15 protein-coding genes are annotated in these 16,474 nt (G+C 55.5%); 9 read left to right on the top strand and 6 right to left on the bottom strand.

The annotated features are described in order from the left end of the window. Positions 1 to 144: 144 nt before the first annotated feature. From ACJJIQ_RS22730 to hemB, 3 genes are all read left to right on the top strand, one after another. Positions 145 to 1,317 carry a benzoate/H(+) symporter BenE family transporter gene (locus ACJJIQ_RS22730; RefSeq protein ID WP_444906496.1) on the top strand — a complete coding sequence of 391 codons (1,173 nt, stop codon included), beginning with the start codon at positions 145 to 147 and terminating at the stop codon, positions 1,315 to 1,317. Positions 1,318 to 1,326: 9 nt separating this feature from the next. Beyond that, positions 1,327 to 1,953 carry a GntR family transcriptional regulator gene (locus ACJJIQ_RS22725; RefSeq protein WP_444934802.1) on the top strand — a complete coding sequence of 209 codons (627 nt, stop codon included), beginning with the start codon at positions 1,327 to 1,329 and terminating at the stop codon, positions 1,951 to 1,953. Between the two features lie 112 nt (positions 1,954 to 2,065). Further along, on the top strand, positions 2,066 to 3,076 hold the full coding sequence (gene hemB, locus ACJJIQ_RS22720) for a porphobilinogen synthase (RefSeq protein ID WP_444940104.1): 1,011 nt from the start codon (positions 2,066 to 2,068) through the stop codon (positions 3,074 to 3,076). 43 nt (positions 3,077 to 3,119) lie between these two features. On the opposite strand, the gene mrcB is transcribed toward hemB, so the two are convergent. Continuing rightward, the gene (gene mrcB / locus ACJJIQ_RS22715; protein ID WP_445363111.1) at positions 3,120 to 5,702 is read right to left on the bottom strand and encodes a penicillin-binding protein 1B; all 2,583 of its coding nucleotides are present in this window, start codon (positions 5,700 to 5,702) and stop codon (positions 3,120 to 3,122) included. 384 nt (positions 5,703 to 6,086) lie between these two features. Between mrcB and ACJJIQ_RS22710 the strand changes: the two genes are divergently transcribed. Beyond that, a complete protein-coding gene (locus tag ACJJIQ_RS22710) occupies positions 6,087 to 7,085 on the top strand; it encodes an adenosine kinase (protein WP_413664263.1) in 999 nt (332 codons plus the stop codon). Positions 7,086 to 7,136: 51 nt separating this feature from the next. Here ACJJIQ_RS22710 and ACJJIQ_RS22705 read toward each other — a convergent pair whose 3' ends face one another. From ACJJIQ_RS22705 to ACJJIQ_RS22690, 4 genes are all read right to left on the bottom strand, one after another. After that, positions 7,137 to 8,930, bottom strand: a complete 1,794-nt coding sequence (locus tag ACJJIQ_RS22705; protein WP_444959263.1) for a putative bifunctional diguanylate cyclase/phosphodiesterase — start codon at positions 8,928 to 8,930, stop codon at positions 7,137 to 7,139. 179 nt (positions 8,931 to 9,109) lie between these two features. Continuing rightward, complete coding sequence (locus ACJJIQ_RS22700; protein WP_444914843.1) at positions 9,110 to 9,679, bottom strand: YajG family lipoprotein; 570 nt, start codon at positions 9,677 to 9,679, stop codon at positions 9,110 to 9,112. A gap of 35 nt (positions 9,680 to 9,714) precedes the next feature. Continuing rightward, a complete protein-coding gene (locus ACJJIQ_RS22695) occupies positions 9,715 to 10,176 on the bottom strand; it encodes a copper chaperone PCu(A)C (protein ID WP_445363110.1) in 462 nt (153 codons plus the stop codon). After that, on the bottom strand, positions 10,173 to 10,901 hold the full coding sequence (locus ACJJIQ_RS22690) for an N-acetylglucosaminyltransferase (RefSeq protein ID WP_445363109.1): 729 nt from the start codon (positions 10,899 to 10,901) through the stop codon (positions 10,173 to 10,175). Before ACJJIQ_RS22690 ends, ACJJIQ_RS22695 begins: the two co-directional genes overlap by 4 nt. Positions 10,902 to 11,021: 120 nt before the next feature. Between ACJJIQ_RS22690 and ACJJIQ_RS22685 the strand changes: the two genes are divergently transcribed. The 4 genes from ACJJIQ_RS22685 to accC all read left to right on the top strand — a co-directional run bounded on the left by ACJJIQ_RS22685 (position 11,022) and on the right by accC (position 15,385). After that, on the top strand, positions 11,022 to 12,824 hold the full coding sequence (locus ACJJIQ_RS22685; RefSeq protein ID WP_445363108.1) for a protein-disulfide reductase DsbD family protein: 1,803 nt from the start codon (positions 11,022 to 11,024) through the stop codon (positions 12,822 to 12,824). Positions 12,825 to 13,083: 259 nt separating this feature from the next. Beyond that, on the top strand, positions 13,084 to 13,539 hold the full coding sequence (aroQ, locus tag ACJJIQ_RS22680; protein ID WP_413664258.1) for a type II 3-dehydroquinate dehydratase: 456 nt from the start codon (positions 13,084 to 13,086) through the stop codon (positions 13,537 to 13,539). Positions 13,540 to 13,561: 22 nt separating this feature from the next. Beyond that, a complete protein-coding gene (gene accB, locus ACJJIQ_RS22675) occupies positions 13,562 to 14,029 on the top strand; it encodes an acetyl-CoA carboxylase biotin carboxyl carrier protein (protein ID WP_282934436.1) in 468 nt (155 codons plus the stop codon). Between the two features lie 15 nt (positions 14,030 to 14,044). Then, entirely contained in the window at positions 14,045 to 15,385 is a 1,341-nt protein-coding gene (gene accC / locus ACJJIQ_RS22670) for an acetyl-CoA carboxylase biotin carboxylase subunit (RefSeq protein ID WP_445363107.1), read from the top strand. On the opposite strand, the gene ACJJIQ_RS22665 is transcribed toward accC, so the two are convergent. Continuing rightward, entirely contained in the window at positions 15,374 to 15,511 is a 138-nt protein-coding gene (locus ACJJIQ_RS22665) for a hypothetical protein (RefSeq protein ID WP_444934793.1), read from the bottom strand. The genes accC and ACJJIQ_RS22665 overlap by 12 nt on opposite strands. A gap of 24 nt (positions 15,512 to 15,535) precedes the next feature. Here ACJJIQ_RS22665 and prmA point away from each other — a divergent pair, with 24 nt between their 5' ends. Then, positions 15,536 to 16,417: a 50S ribosomal protein L11 methyltransferase gene (gene prmA / locus ACJJIQ_RS22660; protein WP_445363106.1), complete on the top strand. Its 882-nt coding sequence runs from the start codon at positions 15,536 to 15,538 to the stop codon at positions 16,415 to 16,417. The last annotated feature ends 57 nt before the right edge of the window (positions 16,418 to 16,474 follow it).

The raw sequence follows: 16,474 nt of genomic DNA, 5'->3' as shown, positions 1-16,474 counted from the left end.
CAGCACCCGCAGCCTGCGGGTGCTGCTTCTATACACGTTTTACTTTACCCCCTCCAATAAAGCCCCAGTCGCTTCACCGCAAAGTTATTGCGCTGAAAAAAGCTAACAGCTAAAAATGTATACAAAATATAAAAGGTATACATTTTGAAAAGCTCAACGTTTTCAGATACCAGCTTGTCCGCCATCAGCGCAGGCTTTGTCGCCGTGCTGGTGGGAGTAGCCAGTTCCGCCGCCATAGTCTTTGAAGCCGCGCGTGCAGCTGGCGCAAGTGAAGCAATGATCACCTCCTGGATTGGCGCCCTGGGCCTGGGAATGGGCATTACCTGTATTGCCTTCTCTTGGTATTACCGCGCCCCGGTAATCACTGCCTGGTCGACTCCAGGTGCTGCACTTTTGGCCACCAGTTTAAGTGGCATCCCCATTGCAGAGGCGATTGGTGCTTTTGCGTTTAGCGCCCTGTTAACTCTTCTCGTGGGCTTGTCCGGAGCCTTTGAGCGGGTAGCGCGAATGGTGCCGGCACCGATTGCCAGCGCTATGCTCGCAGGCATACTGCTGCAATTTGGTCTCTCAGTATTTACTTCTCTGCAGGCACAACCGCTATTGGTCGGCATCATGTTACTGACCTATCTAGTCGGGCGCCGTTGGGCGCCTCGCTATGCCATTATTTTGGTACTAGCGGCTGGAGTGGTGACTTGCTGGAAGTTGCAACTCATTGCATCGGCCCAGATCGGCTGGCAAGCGGCACACCCTGTTTGGGTAACGCCAGAATTCCGCCTCTCCACTTTAATTGGCATTGGCCTTCCTCTTTTTATCGTCACTATGACCTCTCAGAACCTGCCCGGAGCGGCAACCCTGGCCGCCAGTGGCTACAGTAGAGTGCCTATATCTCCTGTTATTAGTGGCACCGGCCTCACCTCTTTATTGCTGACACCGTTTGGTGGCTTTGCATTTAATCTGGCGGCTATTACCGCTGCTATTTGCACCGGCCCGGAAGCCCATCCCAACCCCGACAAACGCTATACCGCCGGCATTGCCGCCGGTATTTTTTATCTGCTGGTGGGCCTCTGCGGCGCTAGCGTTGTGGCATTATTCAGTGCCTTTCCCCAGGCACTGATTGCTGGCCTCGCCGGCTTGGCACTGATTGGCGTCATTGGTAGCAGCCTGGCTGGAGCAACAGCCGAGGCCGACAGTCGCGAAGCCGGAATTATCACTTTTCTGATCAGTGCTTCCGGTATCAGCCTCTTTGGCATTAGCTCTGCCTTTTGGGGGCTGCTGGGAGGGCTGGTGTGTTACTGGTTTTTCAAGCGCAGGAATTAATAAACATCGATGGGCCTCTACGAAAAAATTAAGTCGGACTTGCAGCATGGGCGCTTCGCCGCCGGCCAGGTGCTAAAGCAAGCCGAACTGGCAAAGCTTTACGCCGTAAGCCGTATTCCGGTTAGGGACGCTCTACAAAGATTGAAAAATGAGGGCTGGTTAACCGGACACGGAAAACGCGGCGTCGCAGTGCCGCAGTTTGACCCTATTGAAGTGGAAGACCTCTACCTGATGCGCATGCGCTTGGAACCGCTACTGCAATCCCTGGCACTGGAAAGCCTTAATGGAGAGATTCTGGGGCGGGCCAGAGATATTCTGGAATCCATGCAAGCCAAACCTGAACTCTCCGCCGAACAGATCGGAAAAATGAATTGGGAGTTCCATGCCTGTATTTACCGGGCAGCTGCAAGACCCACGCTATTTAGTACCGTCGAGCAACTGCACCGGCAATGTGAGCGCTATATCGGTTACCAATCCCACGGTCTGAATTACCAGGACACCAGTCAGGACGAGCACTTTGCAATACTCAATGCACTCCAAGAGGGAAACGGGGACCAAGCCGCCGCACTGCTGGCAAAACATATAGAAGCCGCCGGCAAACTATTGGTAAGGCACTTACATCAGCCCCATTTTTAAACCGCTTTCCCTCAGCAATCGAAAATCACCCACTGCGGCAATTTGATATGATGGCTGCCAATTGCGGCTGCGGGGTTTCTGCGGCCCTATGGATAGCCGGAGTAATTTCCCGATGAGCCAAAGTTTCGGCCGTGGTGCCTACCCCAACACTCGCCTGCGTCGCCTGCGTGCAAAGGATTTTTCCCGTCGACTGGTGCGGGAAACCCAGTTGAGCAGTGACGACTTGATCCTGCCACTGTTTGTTATTGAGGGGCGTAACGAAACCCAAAAAGTAGCCTCAATGCCGGGTGTTGAACGCCTGAGCGTGGACTTGTTGGCCAAGAAAGCGAAGACAGTTCGAGAGTTGGGAATCCCCGCCATAGCCCTGTTTCCAGTAGTCGACCCGTCGGCAAAGTCCGATTGCGCCAGTGCCGCCCACGACGCCGATGGCTTGGCACAAAGGGCTGTTCGCGAGCTGAAAAATGCGGTACCGGAATTGGGAGTTATCACCGATGTAGCCCTGGACCCCTTTACCAGCCACGGCCAGGACGGGCTGATGGACCACAGCGGTTATATCGTCAACGACGAAACCGTTGAGGTATTGGTACAGCAGGCCCTGTCACACGCTGCAGCCGGTGCCGATATGGTGGCCCCCTCGGATATGATGGATGGCCGTATCGGAGCCATTCGCGATGCTCTCGAAGGCGCGGGCCACAGCAATACCCTGATTATGTCCTACGCCGCTAAATATGCCTCCGCTTACTACGGCCCTTTCCGCGATGCAGTGGGCTCTGCCGGGAACTTGAAAGGTGGCAATAAAGCGAGCTACCAAATGGACCCCGCCAATACCGATGAGGCATTGCACGAGTGCGCCCTGGATCTGGAAGAGGGCGCGGATATGGTGATGGTGAAACCCGGTATGCCCTACCTGGATATAGTGCGTCGGGTAAAAGAAGAATTGCGGGTTCCCACTTTCGCCTATCAGGTAAGTGGGGAGTATGCGATGCACTGCGCCGCCTTTGAAAATGGCTGGCTGAAGCGAGAGGCGGTTATTCTGGAGTCCTTACTGGCCTTTAAGCGCGCCGGTGCCGACGGCATCCTCACCTATTTCGCCGAAGAAGCCGCACAGTTGCTGCAAGACTGATAGCCGGCGATAAAGCGCGCGATTCAATCGCGCGCTACCTTCCCTAGGGCCACTGATCTTCCAGGTCAGGCCCCACCGGCTGGGCTTCCTCTACCGGTACGCTGTGAGCCCTCCCGCCAAAAGTATTATCTCTTGGCAGCTCCAGGGGCTCCTCTTCATAATCGGAGCCATACTCGGGATCTACACCAAACTCTTCCGCATCGTCACCTCGAAGTTGCTCCTGCAATTGTTGGCGGCGCTGATCGCGCATCTGCTGCTCACTGGTATCCACCCCCCAACCGGGACTCATCTCCTCTCTGGGAGCCGCTTCGTCGCGACCATTGCCAAATAGATTGCGGAACCAGCGCCAGCGATTCTGCCCCCGACATTCCGGCGCCGGTTGCAGCTGGCTTTCGTAGGAGAAAGGAATCTCATAACCACCGCGACAGTAATCCGGGTCCATAAACTGCCCCCGGGAGTTCACTGACTTAAGCTCCACTCCTCGGGGCATCTCTGCAGGTCCGTGTTGATGGGGCAGCTTGCGCATAATCTCTGTCCAGATCGGCAGTGCGCCGGTGGAGCCAGTTAAGCGTGTGCGCTCATTGTCGTCGCGCCCGAGCCAGACTACGGCGGTTACTTCCGGGGAGAAGCCCGCAAACCAACTATCGCGGTTATTGTTGGTGGTTCCGGTTTTCCCGGCAAAGGCGATGCTACTTGGCAAGCGCTTGGCGGAGCGGCGTCCGGTACCCTCACGCATGGCCTGCTCCAGCCCCCAGCGCAACAGGTAAGCTGGAACGGGGTCGACACCGCGATTAGCCTTGCGGCGGAAGTGTTGTACGCGGCCGCCCTGGGCATCGGAAACCGCCAGCAGTGTGCGCGGCTGTACTGTCTCACCATTGTTCGCAATGGTCTGGTACATACCGGCAACTTCGAACGGGGTCATCTCCACAGCACCAAGCAACATCGCCGGCACTCGGGGGAGCCTGGATTCAACACCCAGGCGGCGAATCGTCTGGCGCACATTCTGCAGGCCGAGATCCAATCCCAAATGGGCCGTCGCCAGGTTATAGGACTTGGCCAGAGCGATATAAAGCGGTATCTGTCCATGAGCACGCTTATCGAAGTTCTGCGGCATCCATACATCGCCATCCGCCTCTTCAATTCTCACCGGGGCATCATCGATCAGGGTGGCCAGGTTGTACTCTTCCGGTCGCTCTAGGGCAGTGAGAAACACAGCCGGCTTAATCAGGGAGCCCACCTGGCGGCGGGCTTCCAGCGCCCGGTTGAAGCCTGGGTAGTCCGGGTTCCGATCTCCCACCATGGCCAGCACATTGCCGTTGCGATTATCCAACAATACTGTCGCGGCCTGGAGTGAATTGGCTTTGATCCCTCGGTCTTTCTCCAGCTGGCTAACGCCCTGACTGATGGACTCCTCCGCCAACTTCTGCACCGAAGGGGCCAAGGTGGTGTAAACCCGTAAACCCGAAGTGCGCAATTCCTCATAGGAGTAGTAGGGACGCAATTCAATCAACAGCCGCTCAGTAAAGGCCGGGTAAGGATTCTGTGCACCGACACCACCCTTGACCACCCCCAGAGGCTTGGCGGAATACTTCTGGAACTCCTCCTGGGTAATCAGCCCCTGCTCCAGCATCAATTCCAGCACGGTATTGCGCCTTTGCAGTGCTCTCTCAGGGTTGCGCCAAGGATTGTAGTAAGACGCACCTTTCGCCAGCCCCACCAACAGCGCTACCTGATGGGGTTCCAAGGTGTCCAGGGGCTGCTGGAAATAGAATTCAGAGGCCAACCCAAAGCCATAAATACCTCTGGCACCCTGCTGACCCAACCATACTTCGTTGATGTATTCCTGCAGGATATAGCGCTTGTCGTAGTGCACCTCCATCAGGATGGCCATCAGGGCCTCGTTGAATTTACGCCTCAGGCTGGGCTTATGGTCAAAAAAGATATTTTTGACCAACTGCTGAGTAATTGTGGAGCCACCCTGTACCAATCGTCCGGCTTTTGCGTTGGCCACCATGGCCCGGGCAATACCGCGAGGGGAAACACCAAAGTGATTGAGGAAGTCCTGGTCCTCAACAGCAATCAGGGTATTGGCTACCAAGGGAGGAATATCATCGAAACGCACTGGATTGCGGTCATCGCCTCCCCCTAGTAGAGAACCGATATTAGCTGCGTCCAGGCGGAATTCTGCCAAGCTTCGGCCATTGTCATCACGCAGGCCGCTAATTTGATCATTGCGCAGACGGAAGGAGACCACTGCAGCAGGCTGGCGGCCATTGGCATGGATAAAGTCCCGGCGCCAGACCTTGTAATTCATTCCGTCCTGAACCCAGGAGCCGGGCTCACTCAGAGTGCCCTGCTTGCGGTAATTCAAGGCAGTAAATTCGGACTCCAACTCATCCGGATGCATTGCCATACCCTCGCGCAGCACCAGCGGGCGAGCGTAGACTCGGGCGGGGAGTTGGTATTGACGGCTATCCAGTCGCTCGCGCAGTTGCACATCCAGGTAAGCCATATACGCTGCCAGCGCCAGGGAGCCCACCAGGGCTAAAAGCACTAGCAGCTTGAGCCAGCGATATCGTCGTTTGGGCTTTGACGCTCTGACGCGCCGGCGTTTCGTTGATGCCATATGAGGATTCAGTCCCGCTGCCAACTCAGTACATCAAGCGACTCATGAGACCTAACCAGCCCCAATCGAAGAGTCGAAGGCAGGGTACCAGCAGGTGGCAGCTCCGCTGGTATCTTGCTGCCAGTGCCTTCAGCACTGGCGGGCCCACTCAATTAGCGGGCTAAAATCCAGGCTTGGCAGTATCTATTACCTGGCCGTTTACGTGAAGGTGCTATTTACATCTGTGCGAGGATTGACCGCAGCAACCGCCTATAAGTTCACCAAGATGTAACAAGCGCCTATGTAAGGGTTTGCTGTCGCCAGCCCTCCCCAATGCCTTGCACTTGGCAAAATCACGTCCATAATGCGGCGGAAATGTAGACAATAAGCCCGAATAGGAATGATATGCAGCAATACGATCTCTACGGCATAGGTGCCGCCCTACTCGATACAGAAATCGAAGTGTCGGACCAGGATTTGAGCAGCCTTGGCGTGGAAAAGGGAATCATGACCCTGGTAGATGACGCCCGTCAGCAACAGCTGGTAGACGACCTTCAAAACCATATGGTCACTGCCAAATTGGCCTGCGGCGGCTCCGGTGCCAATACGGTCATTGCTGCCAGCTATTTCGGTCTCCGCACCTTCTATTCGTGCAAAGTTGCCGCTGACGAGAATGGTGATTTCTACAGAAACAACCTTAACAGCGCCGGGGTCGACTACCCCGAAACACTGAAGCAAGCTGATGAGGGCACTACCGGCAAATGCCTGGTGCTTATCACCCCGGATGCCGAACGCAGTATGAACACCTATCTGGGAATGAGTGAACAGCTCTCAGTCGCTGAGCTGGATAGCGATGCACTGTCCGCCTCCAAGTGGGCCTATATCGAAGGCTACCTAGTTTCCTCTGAAACGGGCCGTGCCGCAGCGATCAAGCTTCGCGAAGAAGCCGAAGCCCACGGAGTTAAAACCGCTCTCAGCCTGTCTGACCCGGCTATGGTTCAGTTCTTCGGCGAAGGGCTGCGGGAAATGATTGGCGGCGGTGTGGATATGCTGTTCTGCAACCGGGATGAGGCTCTGGGCTTTACCGGTACCGACTCTGTGGAGGGCGCCGTTGAAGCGCTGCGCGATTACTGCCGCAGTTTCGCGATTACCCTGGGCGCCGATGGCGCATTGCTATGGGACGGCAACGACGTTCACCGCATAGAGAGCCCCGAAGTCCGCGCCATCGATACCAACGGCGCAGGCGATATGTTTGCCGGTGCTTTCCTCTACGGTATCAACCGCGAAATGAGTTTTACCGAAGCCGGCGAACTCGCTTGCCGCGCTGCCGCCCAGGTAGTGAGCCAATACGGCCCGCGACTAGAGGCCGAGCAGCACTCCGAATTACTCGCACCGGTTGTTTAATAGCAATTGCCTAATAGCAGTTATCTATAGACACATGATTTCCAGGGGGCCCTAAGGCTTGGGCCCTCTGGAATGGTGGAGCATCCCCGGGTAGCTATCCAGCTCCGGCAGCCCCGTCGCTGCGGAAATACCGAACCCCTGGGCATAGTCCACTCCCATCTGGCTCAACTTTTCCATTAACTCCGGGCTCTCTACATACTCGGCGATAGTGCTGATACCCATTCTCTTCGCCAAGTGATCAATAGTGCTCACCATTGCGCTATCAATTTCATCCTCAAGCATATTCCGCACAAAGCTTCCGTCGATTTTAAGAAAATCTACCGGCAGCTGACGCAGATAAGCCAGGGAGGAAACACCGCGACCAAAGTCATCCAGGGCAAAGCTGCAACCGGCGGCTCTCAGCTTGTGGATAAATATCAGGGCTCGTTCAAGATTATTGATGGCGCTGGTTTCTGTAATTTCAAATTGAACCCGCGAGGGCGTTACACCGGCATCGGACAGAGACTGCAACACAAAATCAGCAAAGGTCTCATCCCCCAGGCTGATGCCGGAAATATTGACCGCATAATTAATTCCGCCCATCCCCAGGCGCTGCTCCTGGGCCATATAGTCAAAGACCCGGCGAATTACCCAACGGTCCACTTCCTCGATCAAGCCGTAGCGCTCTGCGGCTGGCAAAAACAGCCCCGGTGAAATCACTCCACCATCACGGCCGCGCATCCGCACCAGGATTTCATAGTGGTGGACATTGCGGTCCCCCTTTAGTGAAACCACTGGCTGCCGGTACAACATCAGGCGGTCTTCCCGCAAAGCCGCGTGAATTTCCGCAACCCAGGTGGTCTCGCGACGCTTCTCTAATACCTTGCGGGAGTCGCCAAATAGCTTAACGCGATTTCTGCCCTGCTCCCGGGCACTGCAACAGGCATCATTGGCCGACGCCAGTAACTGACTGGCACTGGGGGTAAAGTGATCGACACCAACAACACCAATCGACACCGCGACCCGGTTGTCATTCCCCTCCCAGAAAAAACTGAAGTTCTGTACAGAGTCGCGCAGCCGAGCCACCACACGACCACCCTCTTCCAGGGTGCAGTCGCGCAGTAGTATCGCAAACTCATCACTGCCCACTCGGGCAAATAGATCATCGCTGGAGAGGCAGCGCTTGATTAACTCCACCAACTGAACCAACAACTGGTCCCCGGCAACAAAGCCCAGGGTGTCGTTAATAACTTTGAATTGATAAACATCCAGGTAGAGCAATACATGGTGCTGGCGTTTATCGATACAGAGGCTGAGTTGGCTTTGCAGCTCACTCTCAAAGAATTGTCGGTTGGGCAGTCGGGTTAAGGCGTCGTGGCTGCTCTGCCACATAAGGCGGGTGGAAACCCGGCGCGCGGCAGAGGTATCCCGCAGCACCAAAACATAATTTTTTAGCACCCCCATATCCCAAAGAGCCATTACCTGCACGGTCACTTCAAGCGGGACATGCTCTTCCCCTGGGCGCTCAATACAGGCATTAAACTCTCTGGTTCTAGGTACTTCACCCAGGTCACTGGATGCCGGCAGTATCGGCTCTATCGCATCGCCCCGGTTATTGCACAGGCGCAAACCTTCGCTGAGTGGCTGGCCGGGCAGCAGTCCAACCAGGTCCCCAGTCATTTCGTTGACCAGGGGGTTGGTGTAAACCACCGTGCCGGCAGCATCGGTGACAATGACACCATCGGCAACTTCACCGAGAGCCGCCTCCGCCGCCTGTAAACTGATCTGCTCACAGGGGCGCAGCCCCTCTTCCAACTGGGCGAGGGGGCCGAGGTAACTTGCCGCCTCTGGATTAAACAGCGTCACGGGAAAACTCACTCAAAACACAACAGAGCAAAGCGCAAACCTTTCCCAGTAGCGGGGAGGTGCCTTGCGACAGGCCATAACCGAAAAAGGTTACCGACATCATCGCCCACGATCGCCGATTTTATTCAATTATCCAGCCTCCCAGCCGAGTTTTTTCTACAAATGTATAAATTGCACATTCACAGATTGCTGCGCAAGAAATTTTTTAATTTCTCGTCTTCAAATACTCGTTGTAGAGTTGTGCTGAGCAGTCCATTCACACGGCTTTGGACTTCTTCACGGCTGGGCTTAACCAGGTTCCGATCTTTGCCGGAAGCGCTGTAAGTGCCGAAATAAGTGCGAGGACCAATTTTCACTTCCAAGTGAATTTCAGCAGAGGTGTCAATCTCGGTGGTATAAACCGTATTTGGACTGTTGTAGGTGAGTTTTACCAATTTTGCGATCACCTGAACTTCCGGCGCGCTATCGGTAATTCGGAATGACCAATTTGAAAAACCCTCACGCAATCCCGCCGCAATAGCCTCACCAGCGTCATTGCCAATACTTACCTGAGCAGTATCCGCATAAACACCCCCCAATGATCCCAAGCCGCCAGAGGGCAGTTCATTAACTCCCATCACACTCATACTAAAGCCTTCGCCTATCGCTTCAGGAGCGACCTGAACCTGAGGCTGCAGCCAAATTTGCAGCGGGCTGTGAGCACAAGCGCTGAGTAGCAGCGCACCGGCAAAAACCAATAACTTCTTCATGTTTAATTCCCCCTCACTTCAAAAAAACTGCCAATTCAGCCATGGTGATGGTGGTGGTGCTCCCCCTCATCACTCATCCGAACTATTGGCACAAGAATATCTACACTGCTGCCATCGGCAAAAAGCAGTCGCAACGGCAACTCTTCCCCCGCCTGCAAGCGCAGACCTTTAATCATTAAGTGAACTCCACCGGGAGCCATATCTACACTTGCCCCGGCGGCAATCGTCAGCTGATCCAGCGGGCGCATCCGGTTTATTCCGTTCTCCGATATTGTGGTATGCAGGTCTGCCGAAGCCTGTTCAACACCCGGCAGCTCCACACCTGTAAGTACCTGACTCGAATCACTAGTATTGTGCAGCGACACAAAGGCAGCGCTCATCGAAGGCCCGGGAGGTGTTTCCCGGGCATACCCCTCCGCCGTAATTCCTATGGAATAGGCGCCTTTAGACACAAGGAGTGCGGTGATTAAAAAGGCAAATGCCAATACTTTTTTCATGGTGCCCCTCCGCTGGGCTTAATCAGAATCAGTTTCGCCGGATTCCCGACTTTGATATCTCCACGCACCCGATACCCGGGTACAGCCTCGCGCAGTTGCTGATAAACCCAACGGCCCTCAGCATCAGTGCGCGCTACGATAATGACGCGCAGCTCCTCACTGCGAATCCTGCCCGCTACTCGCTGCAACTGTTCCACCAGCCCGGCAGACCTTGCTGCAAGTTCACCGGCTGGCAGACCTATCACCTCCCCTTGCGGTAAATCGAGCTGCGCTCTCCCCCGCTCGCGGACCAACTGTGTACGCACTTCAGCCACCAGCGGATTGGCCGGGGCCAACATCTCGGCCCGTTTCAACAGGGTATTCACCTCCCCAAAATCCCTGCGACGCAGGGCGTCCCGCGCCCGCTCAACATAGGTGACCACAATGGTTTGAATACCGGTTTCTGCCTTGCTGTTATCCGGTTGCAGTTGCAATACACGCAGGTAATAGTCGTAGGCACTGGCGCCGGCAGGCTGGGTTAGATGCCCTTTGCGTAGCGCCTGTTCCGCACGACTCAAAAAAAAGGAAATATTGTTGCGCCGAACCTGGTCTTGGGATGGCGTCTTTTTAGGAGCGGGAGGAGGGACAACCGTTTTAGGTGCGGGCTTATTGGATGAGCAGGCCCCCAGGCAAAATGCCAGTAGCAGTAAAACCCCAAGGCTGTGAAGGCGTTCAAATGACGGCAAAACAATCCCCTATTGTTGTTTTTTTGTACCACTGGCGTCGCTATACTGCTGCGGCGACTGAACCCCCGTCTGGTGCAGCAGTCTGAACTATGCGCCCGACTATAATGAATTTTTTCATCTATGGCTGTGATGACCAAAAGTTTCCGAAAAAATTTCCTCGTTCTGCTGACAATCCTGCTGGCCACAACCAGCATTGGAGCTGCAGCGCAGAATTCCGATAACCCTTTTGCCTCGCTGAGCAGCGCCCAGGAAAACTCTTTCCTGCCGGTCGATGAAGCTTATCAGCAAGATCTGCTCTTTGATGCCAACGGCCTCAGTGCACTCTTCCAGATTGCCCCAGAGTACTACCTCTATCGCGAAAAACTGGCGCTGTACAGAGTCGATAATGGTGAAAAAACTCCCATCCCCCTGAACCTGCCAACCGGTGAAGTCATTTGGGACGACTATTTCGAGAAAGAGACTGAGGTCTACCGAGGCCAGCTCGAATTTGCCCTGGATATCCCTGAAACCAGCGGTTCCATCCAACTGGAGCTCCACTATCAAGGCTGCGCAGATGCTGGCCTTTGCTATCCACCTCAGACCCGATACTACAGTGTGGATTTTGCCAGTCAGGATATAGAACCGCAGGACAGCGCCTTAATTACAGGCGCGCCCACTCCGCCAGCGAGTGCTGGCGGTGCCGCAGGCAGTAGCAATGTCACCTTATCACTGGCGCTGTTTCTCGCATTTGCCGGTGGCCTGATCCTGAACCTGATGCCCTGTGTCTTCCCAGTACTGTCGATTAAGTTACTGGCAGTGAGCCAGGCGGCACAAAATGCAAGCCAAAGGCACCACCACGGCTGGGCTTATACACTGGGCGTAGTTTTGAGCTTTGTGGCTATCGCCGCTGTGATGCTCGCCCTTCGCGCCGGCGGAGAGGCTGTCGGCTGGGGCTTCCAGCTTCAATCCCCCTGGTTGGTGGCAGCACTCGCCTACCTGTTTTTTATCATGGGGTTGAGTCTGTCCGGAATGACCGAACTCGGCAGTAACCTGATGGGTATTGGCGGCAACCTGAATAAACGTCAGGGGTTGTCGGGCTCTGTGGCATCCGGCGCGCTGGCAACCCTGGTGGCCAGCCCCTGTACTGCGCCGCTGATGGGCTCCGCACTGGGGTTTGCTGTTACGCAGCCCGCGCTAATTGCGCTAAGTGTTTTTGCCGCCCTTGGCGCCGGTATGGCGGCCCCCTTCCTGTTGTTGACCTATATCCCCGCTCTGGCGGAAAAGCTGCCCAAACCCGGCCCCTGGATGGATCGCCTAAAGCAGTTGTTGGCATTCCCGATGTATCTCACTGCGGTATGGCTACTGTGGGTTCTGGGCCGACAAGCCGGGGGGGATGGAGTTGCCCTGGTACTGGCTGGTGCTGTAGCCATTGCATTTGCCCTGTGGCTTTGGCCGCGTCCGCAATGGCACTGGCTGCGCGGTTCCCTGGCCCTGGCCTCCCTGGCCTTAGCGGTTTTTCTACTTCCGCAACTGAAAACCATCAATCAGTCTGAACAATTGTCCAGCAGCGATTACTGGGAGCCCTATTCGGCAGAGAGACTGGAGACTGCGCGCAGTGAGGGGCGTGCAGTTCTGGCCAATATGACGGCGGCCTGGTGCATCACCTGCCTGATGAATGAGAAAGCTGTGCTGTCGAGCACTGAGGTCAGTGATGCTTTGGAGCGCCTCAACGTGGTCGCGCTAAAAGGCGATTGGACCAACCAGGACCCGCGAATCAGTGAATTATTGGCCAAATACGGGCGTACCAGTGTGCCGCTGTATCTCCTCTATCCCGCCGATGGGGGCGACGCAAAAATACTGCCGCAAATACTTTCTCAAGATGATTTACTACAGGAATTGGAGAACGCTGTGGACTCCCCTTTGAGCACTGGGGTGACTCAGTAAAGTTTTTGGCGCCTTTGTAGCCAATAACCCAAGGTAAACAGGCCACAGCCCGGATATTTTGAACTAATTTTTTGCCCAATATCGCCGAACTGCTGCTAACTTCGATAAACTCCGAGTCTGGCATGGACAGGGAGTCACTTTTGCGGCAGACTCGGTTAATGAGTTCGGGCAGCTAGGCCGAAATTTCGAGTTTGCCCGCAAGATAGCCAATTTTAACCCTCTTTATATGGGTTTTCGGCAACTTTCTTCAGGGCGAATTATGGCTAAACTTCTTCTCCTTCACGGCCCCAACCTAAATCTTTTAGGCAGTCGCGAACCGCACATCTACGGGTCTACCACCCTGGCGGATATCAATGAAGCCGCCGAGCGCCAGTGCGACGCCGCCGGCCACGAACTGGAAGCCCTGCAGAGCAATAGTGAATCAGCCCTGCTCGAACGAATCCACCTGGCGGCGACTAGTGGGGTCGACTTTATCGTGATCAATCCCGCTGCGTTCACCCATACCAGTGTCGCCTTGCGCGACGCCCTGGCAGCCGTTGCCATCCCGTTTATTGAGCTTCATCTGTCCAATCCCCATGCCAGGGAAGCTTTCCGACACCATTCCTATCTTTCTGACCTTGCCTGCGGCGTAATCTGTGGCTTTGGCGCCAACAGCTACACCCTGGCCTTACAGGCAGCCATCCACCAATTGGATGCCACACCTGCACAACAATGAATCAAACTGCGAGTAAATAACTATGGATATCCGCAAAATTAAAAAATTGATTGAGCTGCTCGAAGAATCGGATATCGGCGAGCTGGAAATCAAAGAAGGCGAAGAGTCCGTGCGCATCAGTCGCGGCGTCAGCAGCGCAGCCCAACCCGTTGCACCGATTTACAGCGCGCCTCCCGCACCGGTTGCCGCCCCCGCTGCTCCGGCGCCCAGCGCTCCTGCTGCCCCAGCTGAAAAAGAGTCCAAGCCGGCTATCAGCGGACACGCGGTAAAATCCCCGATGGTAGGCACCTATTACGCTGCCCCCAGCCCTGGCGCCGAGGCCTTCGTGAAAGTGGGCCAGCAGGTCAAAGTTGGCGATGTTGTGTGCATCGTCGAAGCGATGAAAATGATGAACCAGATCGAAGCCGACAAGGCCGGTACCATTGAGTCGATCCTGCTGGAGGACGGCCAACCGGTTGAGTTTGACCAGCCCCTCGTGACCATCGTCTGAGTGGGGTAAGTCACAATGTTCGACAAAATCCTAATCGCCAATCGCGGCGAAATCGCATTGCGGATTTTGCGCGCCTGTAAAGAGATGGGCATCGCCACTGTGGCGGTGCACTCTTTGGTAGACCGCAATCTCAAGCATGTACGCCTGGCCGACGAATCTGTATGTATCGGCCCCAACCCATCCCCGCAGAGCTACCTAAATGTGCCGGCCCTGATCTCCGCCATGGAAATCACCGACGCAGTAGCCGTGCACCCCGGCTATGGCTTTCTCGCAGAGAACGCGGACTTCGCCGAACAGGTGCAAAAGAGCGGCTTCACCTTTATCGGCCCTGATCCAGATGTGATCCGCCTGATGGGTGACAAGGTGTCTGCAATTGCCGCCATGAAAAAGGCTGGCGTTCCCACCGTTCCAGGCTCTGACGGCCCGCTGCCCGATAATAGCGAGCGCTGCATGGAGATCGGCCGCAGCATCGGTTATCCGGTCATCATTAAAGCTGCCGCCGGTGGCGGTGGTCGCGGCATGCGTGTGGTGGAAAAGGAAGAGGAGCTGGTGAACGCCATTGCCGTGACCAAGTCCGAAGCCCAAGCGGCCTTCGGTGACGGCACCGTCTACATGGAAAAATTCCTGCAGAATCCCCGCCATGTTGAGATCCAGGTAATGGCCGATGGCCAGGGCAACGCCATCCATCTCGGCGATCGCGACTGCTCCTTGCAGCGCCGCCATCAAAAGGTTTTGGAAGAAGCCCCAGCTCCGGGTATTCCCGATAAGGTGCGCGAGCAGGTACATGAGTCCTGTGTACAGGCCTGTATCGATATCGGCTATCGCGGCGCGGGTACTTTTGAATTCCTGTATGAAAATGAGCGCTTCTACTTTATCGAAATGAACACCCGTATCCAGGTGGAGCACCCCGTTACCGAAATGGTAACCGGCGTCGACCTGATCAAGGAGCAAATTCGGGTTTGTGCCGGTGAGAAGCTATCCCTGAAGCAGGAAGATATCGTAATCAATGGTCACGCCTTTGAGTGCCGTATCAATGCCGAAGATCCGCAGACCTTCTTCCCCAGCCCCGGCAAGGTAAACAACTTCCATATGCCTGGCGGCTTGGGTGTGCGGGTCGACTCCCATCTCTACTCCGGATACTCGGTACCCCCCAACTACGATTCCATGATCGCCAAGCTGATCACCCATGCGGAAGATCGTGAAACCGCGTTGGCGCGTATGCGTGTAGCTCTGTCGGAACTGGTAGTGGACGGTATCAAAACCAATATTCCCCTACAGGAAGAGTTGGTACGAGATGAAAACTTTGCCAAGGGTGGGGTCAATATCCACTACCTGGAGAAGAAGTTAGGTCTTTAAGCGCTCGCCAGCCGGGGCAAAGTTAGCGAGAATTGCGGCAAACATAACGACACTGAACCTTGCCAAGGATGGCGTGGCAACCGTCGTTATCTGAGTGCGGCCCAGCCGCAACAATGCCGTAAACATCGCTATAACAATTCCGGAATAATTATGCCCTGGCTACAACTCCGCGTGGACACAGACCGTGATCACGCGGAAAAAATCGAAGATGCACTGCTTTTTGCCGGTGCCGTATCTGTCACCCTGCAAGACAACGCTGACCAACCGATCCTTGAGCCCGGACTCGGAGAGGTGCCCCTATGGGAGCAAACACGGGTCACCGGGTTGTTCGATGCGGAAGTGGACACCTCGGTTACCGAGGCAAAAGCAGCTTCCTTCCTATGCGAAATGTTGCCCAATGCCCGCTGGGAGCAACTTGAGGACAAGGATTGGGAGCGGGAGTGGATGACCCACTACAAACCCATCCAATGCGGCCCCAATTTATGGGTCTGCCCCAGCTGGTGTGAGCCACCACAGCCGGACGCCGTGAACCTGCTGCTCGATCCGGGCCTTGCCTTCGGCACTGGCACGCACCCAACTACTTTCCTATGTCTGCAATGGTTGGCGCAGCAGGAGCTTGCAGGTAAGAGTGCCATCGACTTCGGTTGCGGCTCGGGTATTCTGGGGATTAGCGCACTTCTACTGGGAGCAGAGCGAGTTCTCGGCACCGATATCGATCCCCAGGCATTGCTCGCCAGCCGCGACAATGCCCAGCGCAACGGCATAGACCCCGAGCGCTTCCCGGTCTACCTGCCAGAACAAATGCCGAGCGTAGCCGCCGATGTTATGTTGGCCAATATCCTCGCCGGTCCCCTGGTAGAACTCGCCCCTCAACTGATACAGCTCACTCAATTGGGCGGAAAAATCTGTCTGTCCGGCATCCTCAGTTCCCAGGCAGAGCAGGTGAAAAATGCTTACAGTGAATGGATTGAGTTCGATCCTGACGGCGAACACGAGGGATGGGTCAGACTGACAGGCAAGCGGGTGCGCTAAATGCGCTCCCCAGCACTACGCGGGACCCCTTTGGGCTGATAAACTTGGCTGCTAAAT

It is taken from the genome of Microbulbifer maximicatervae (SeqCode), assembly GCF_052468295.1.
The sequence above is the reverse complement of the archived record's forward strand: the minus strand, read 5'-3'. Positions and strand labels throughout refer to the sequence as shown.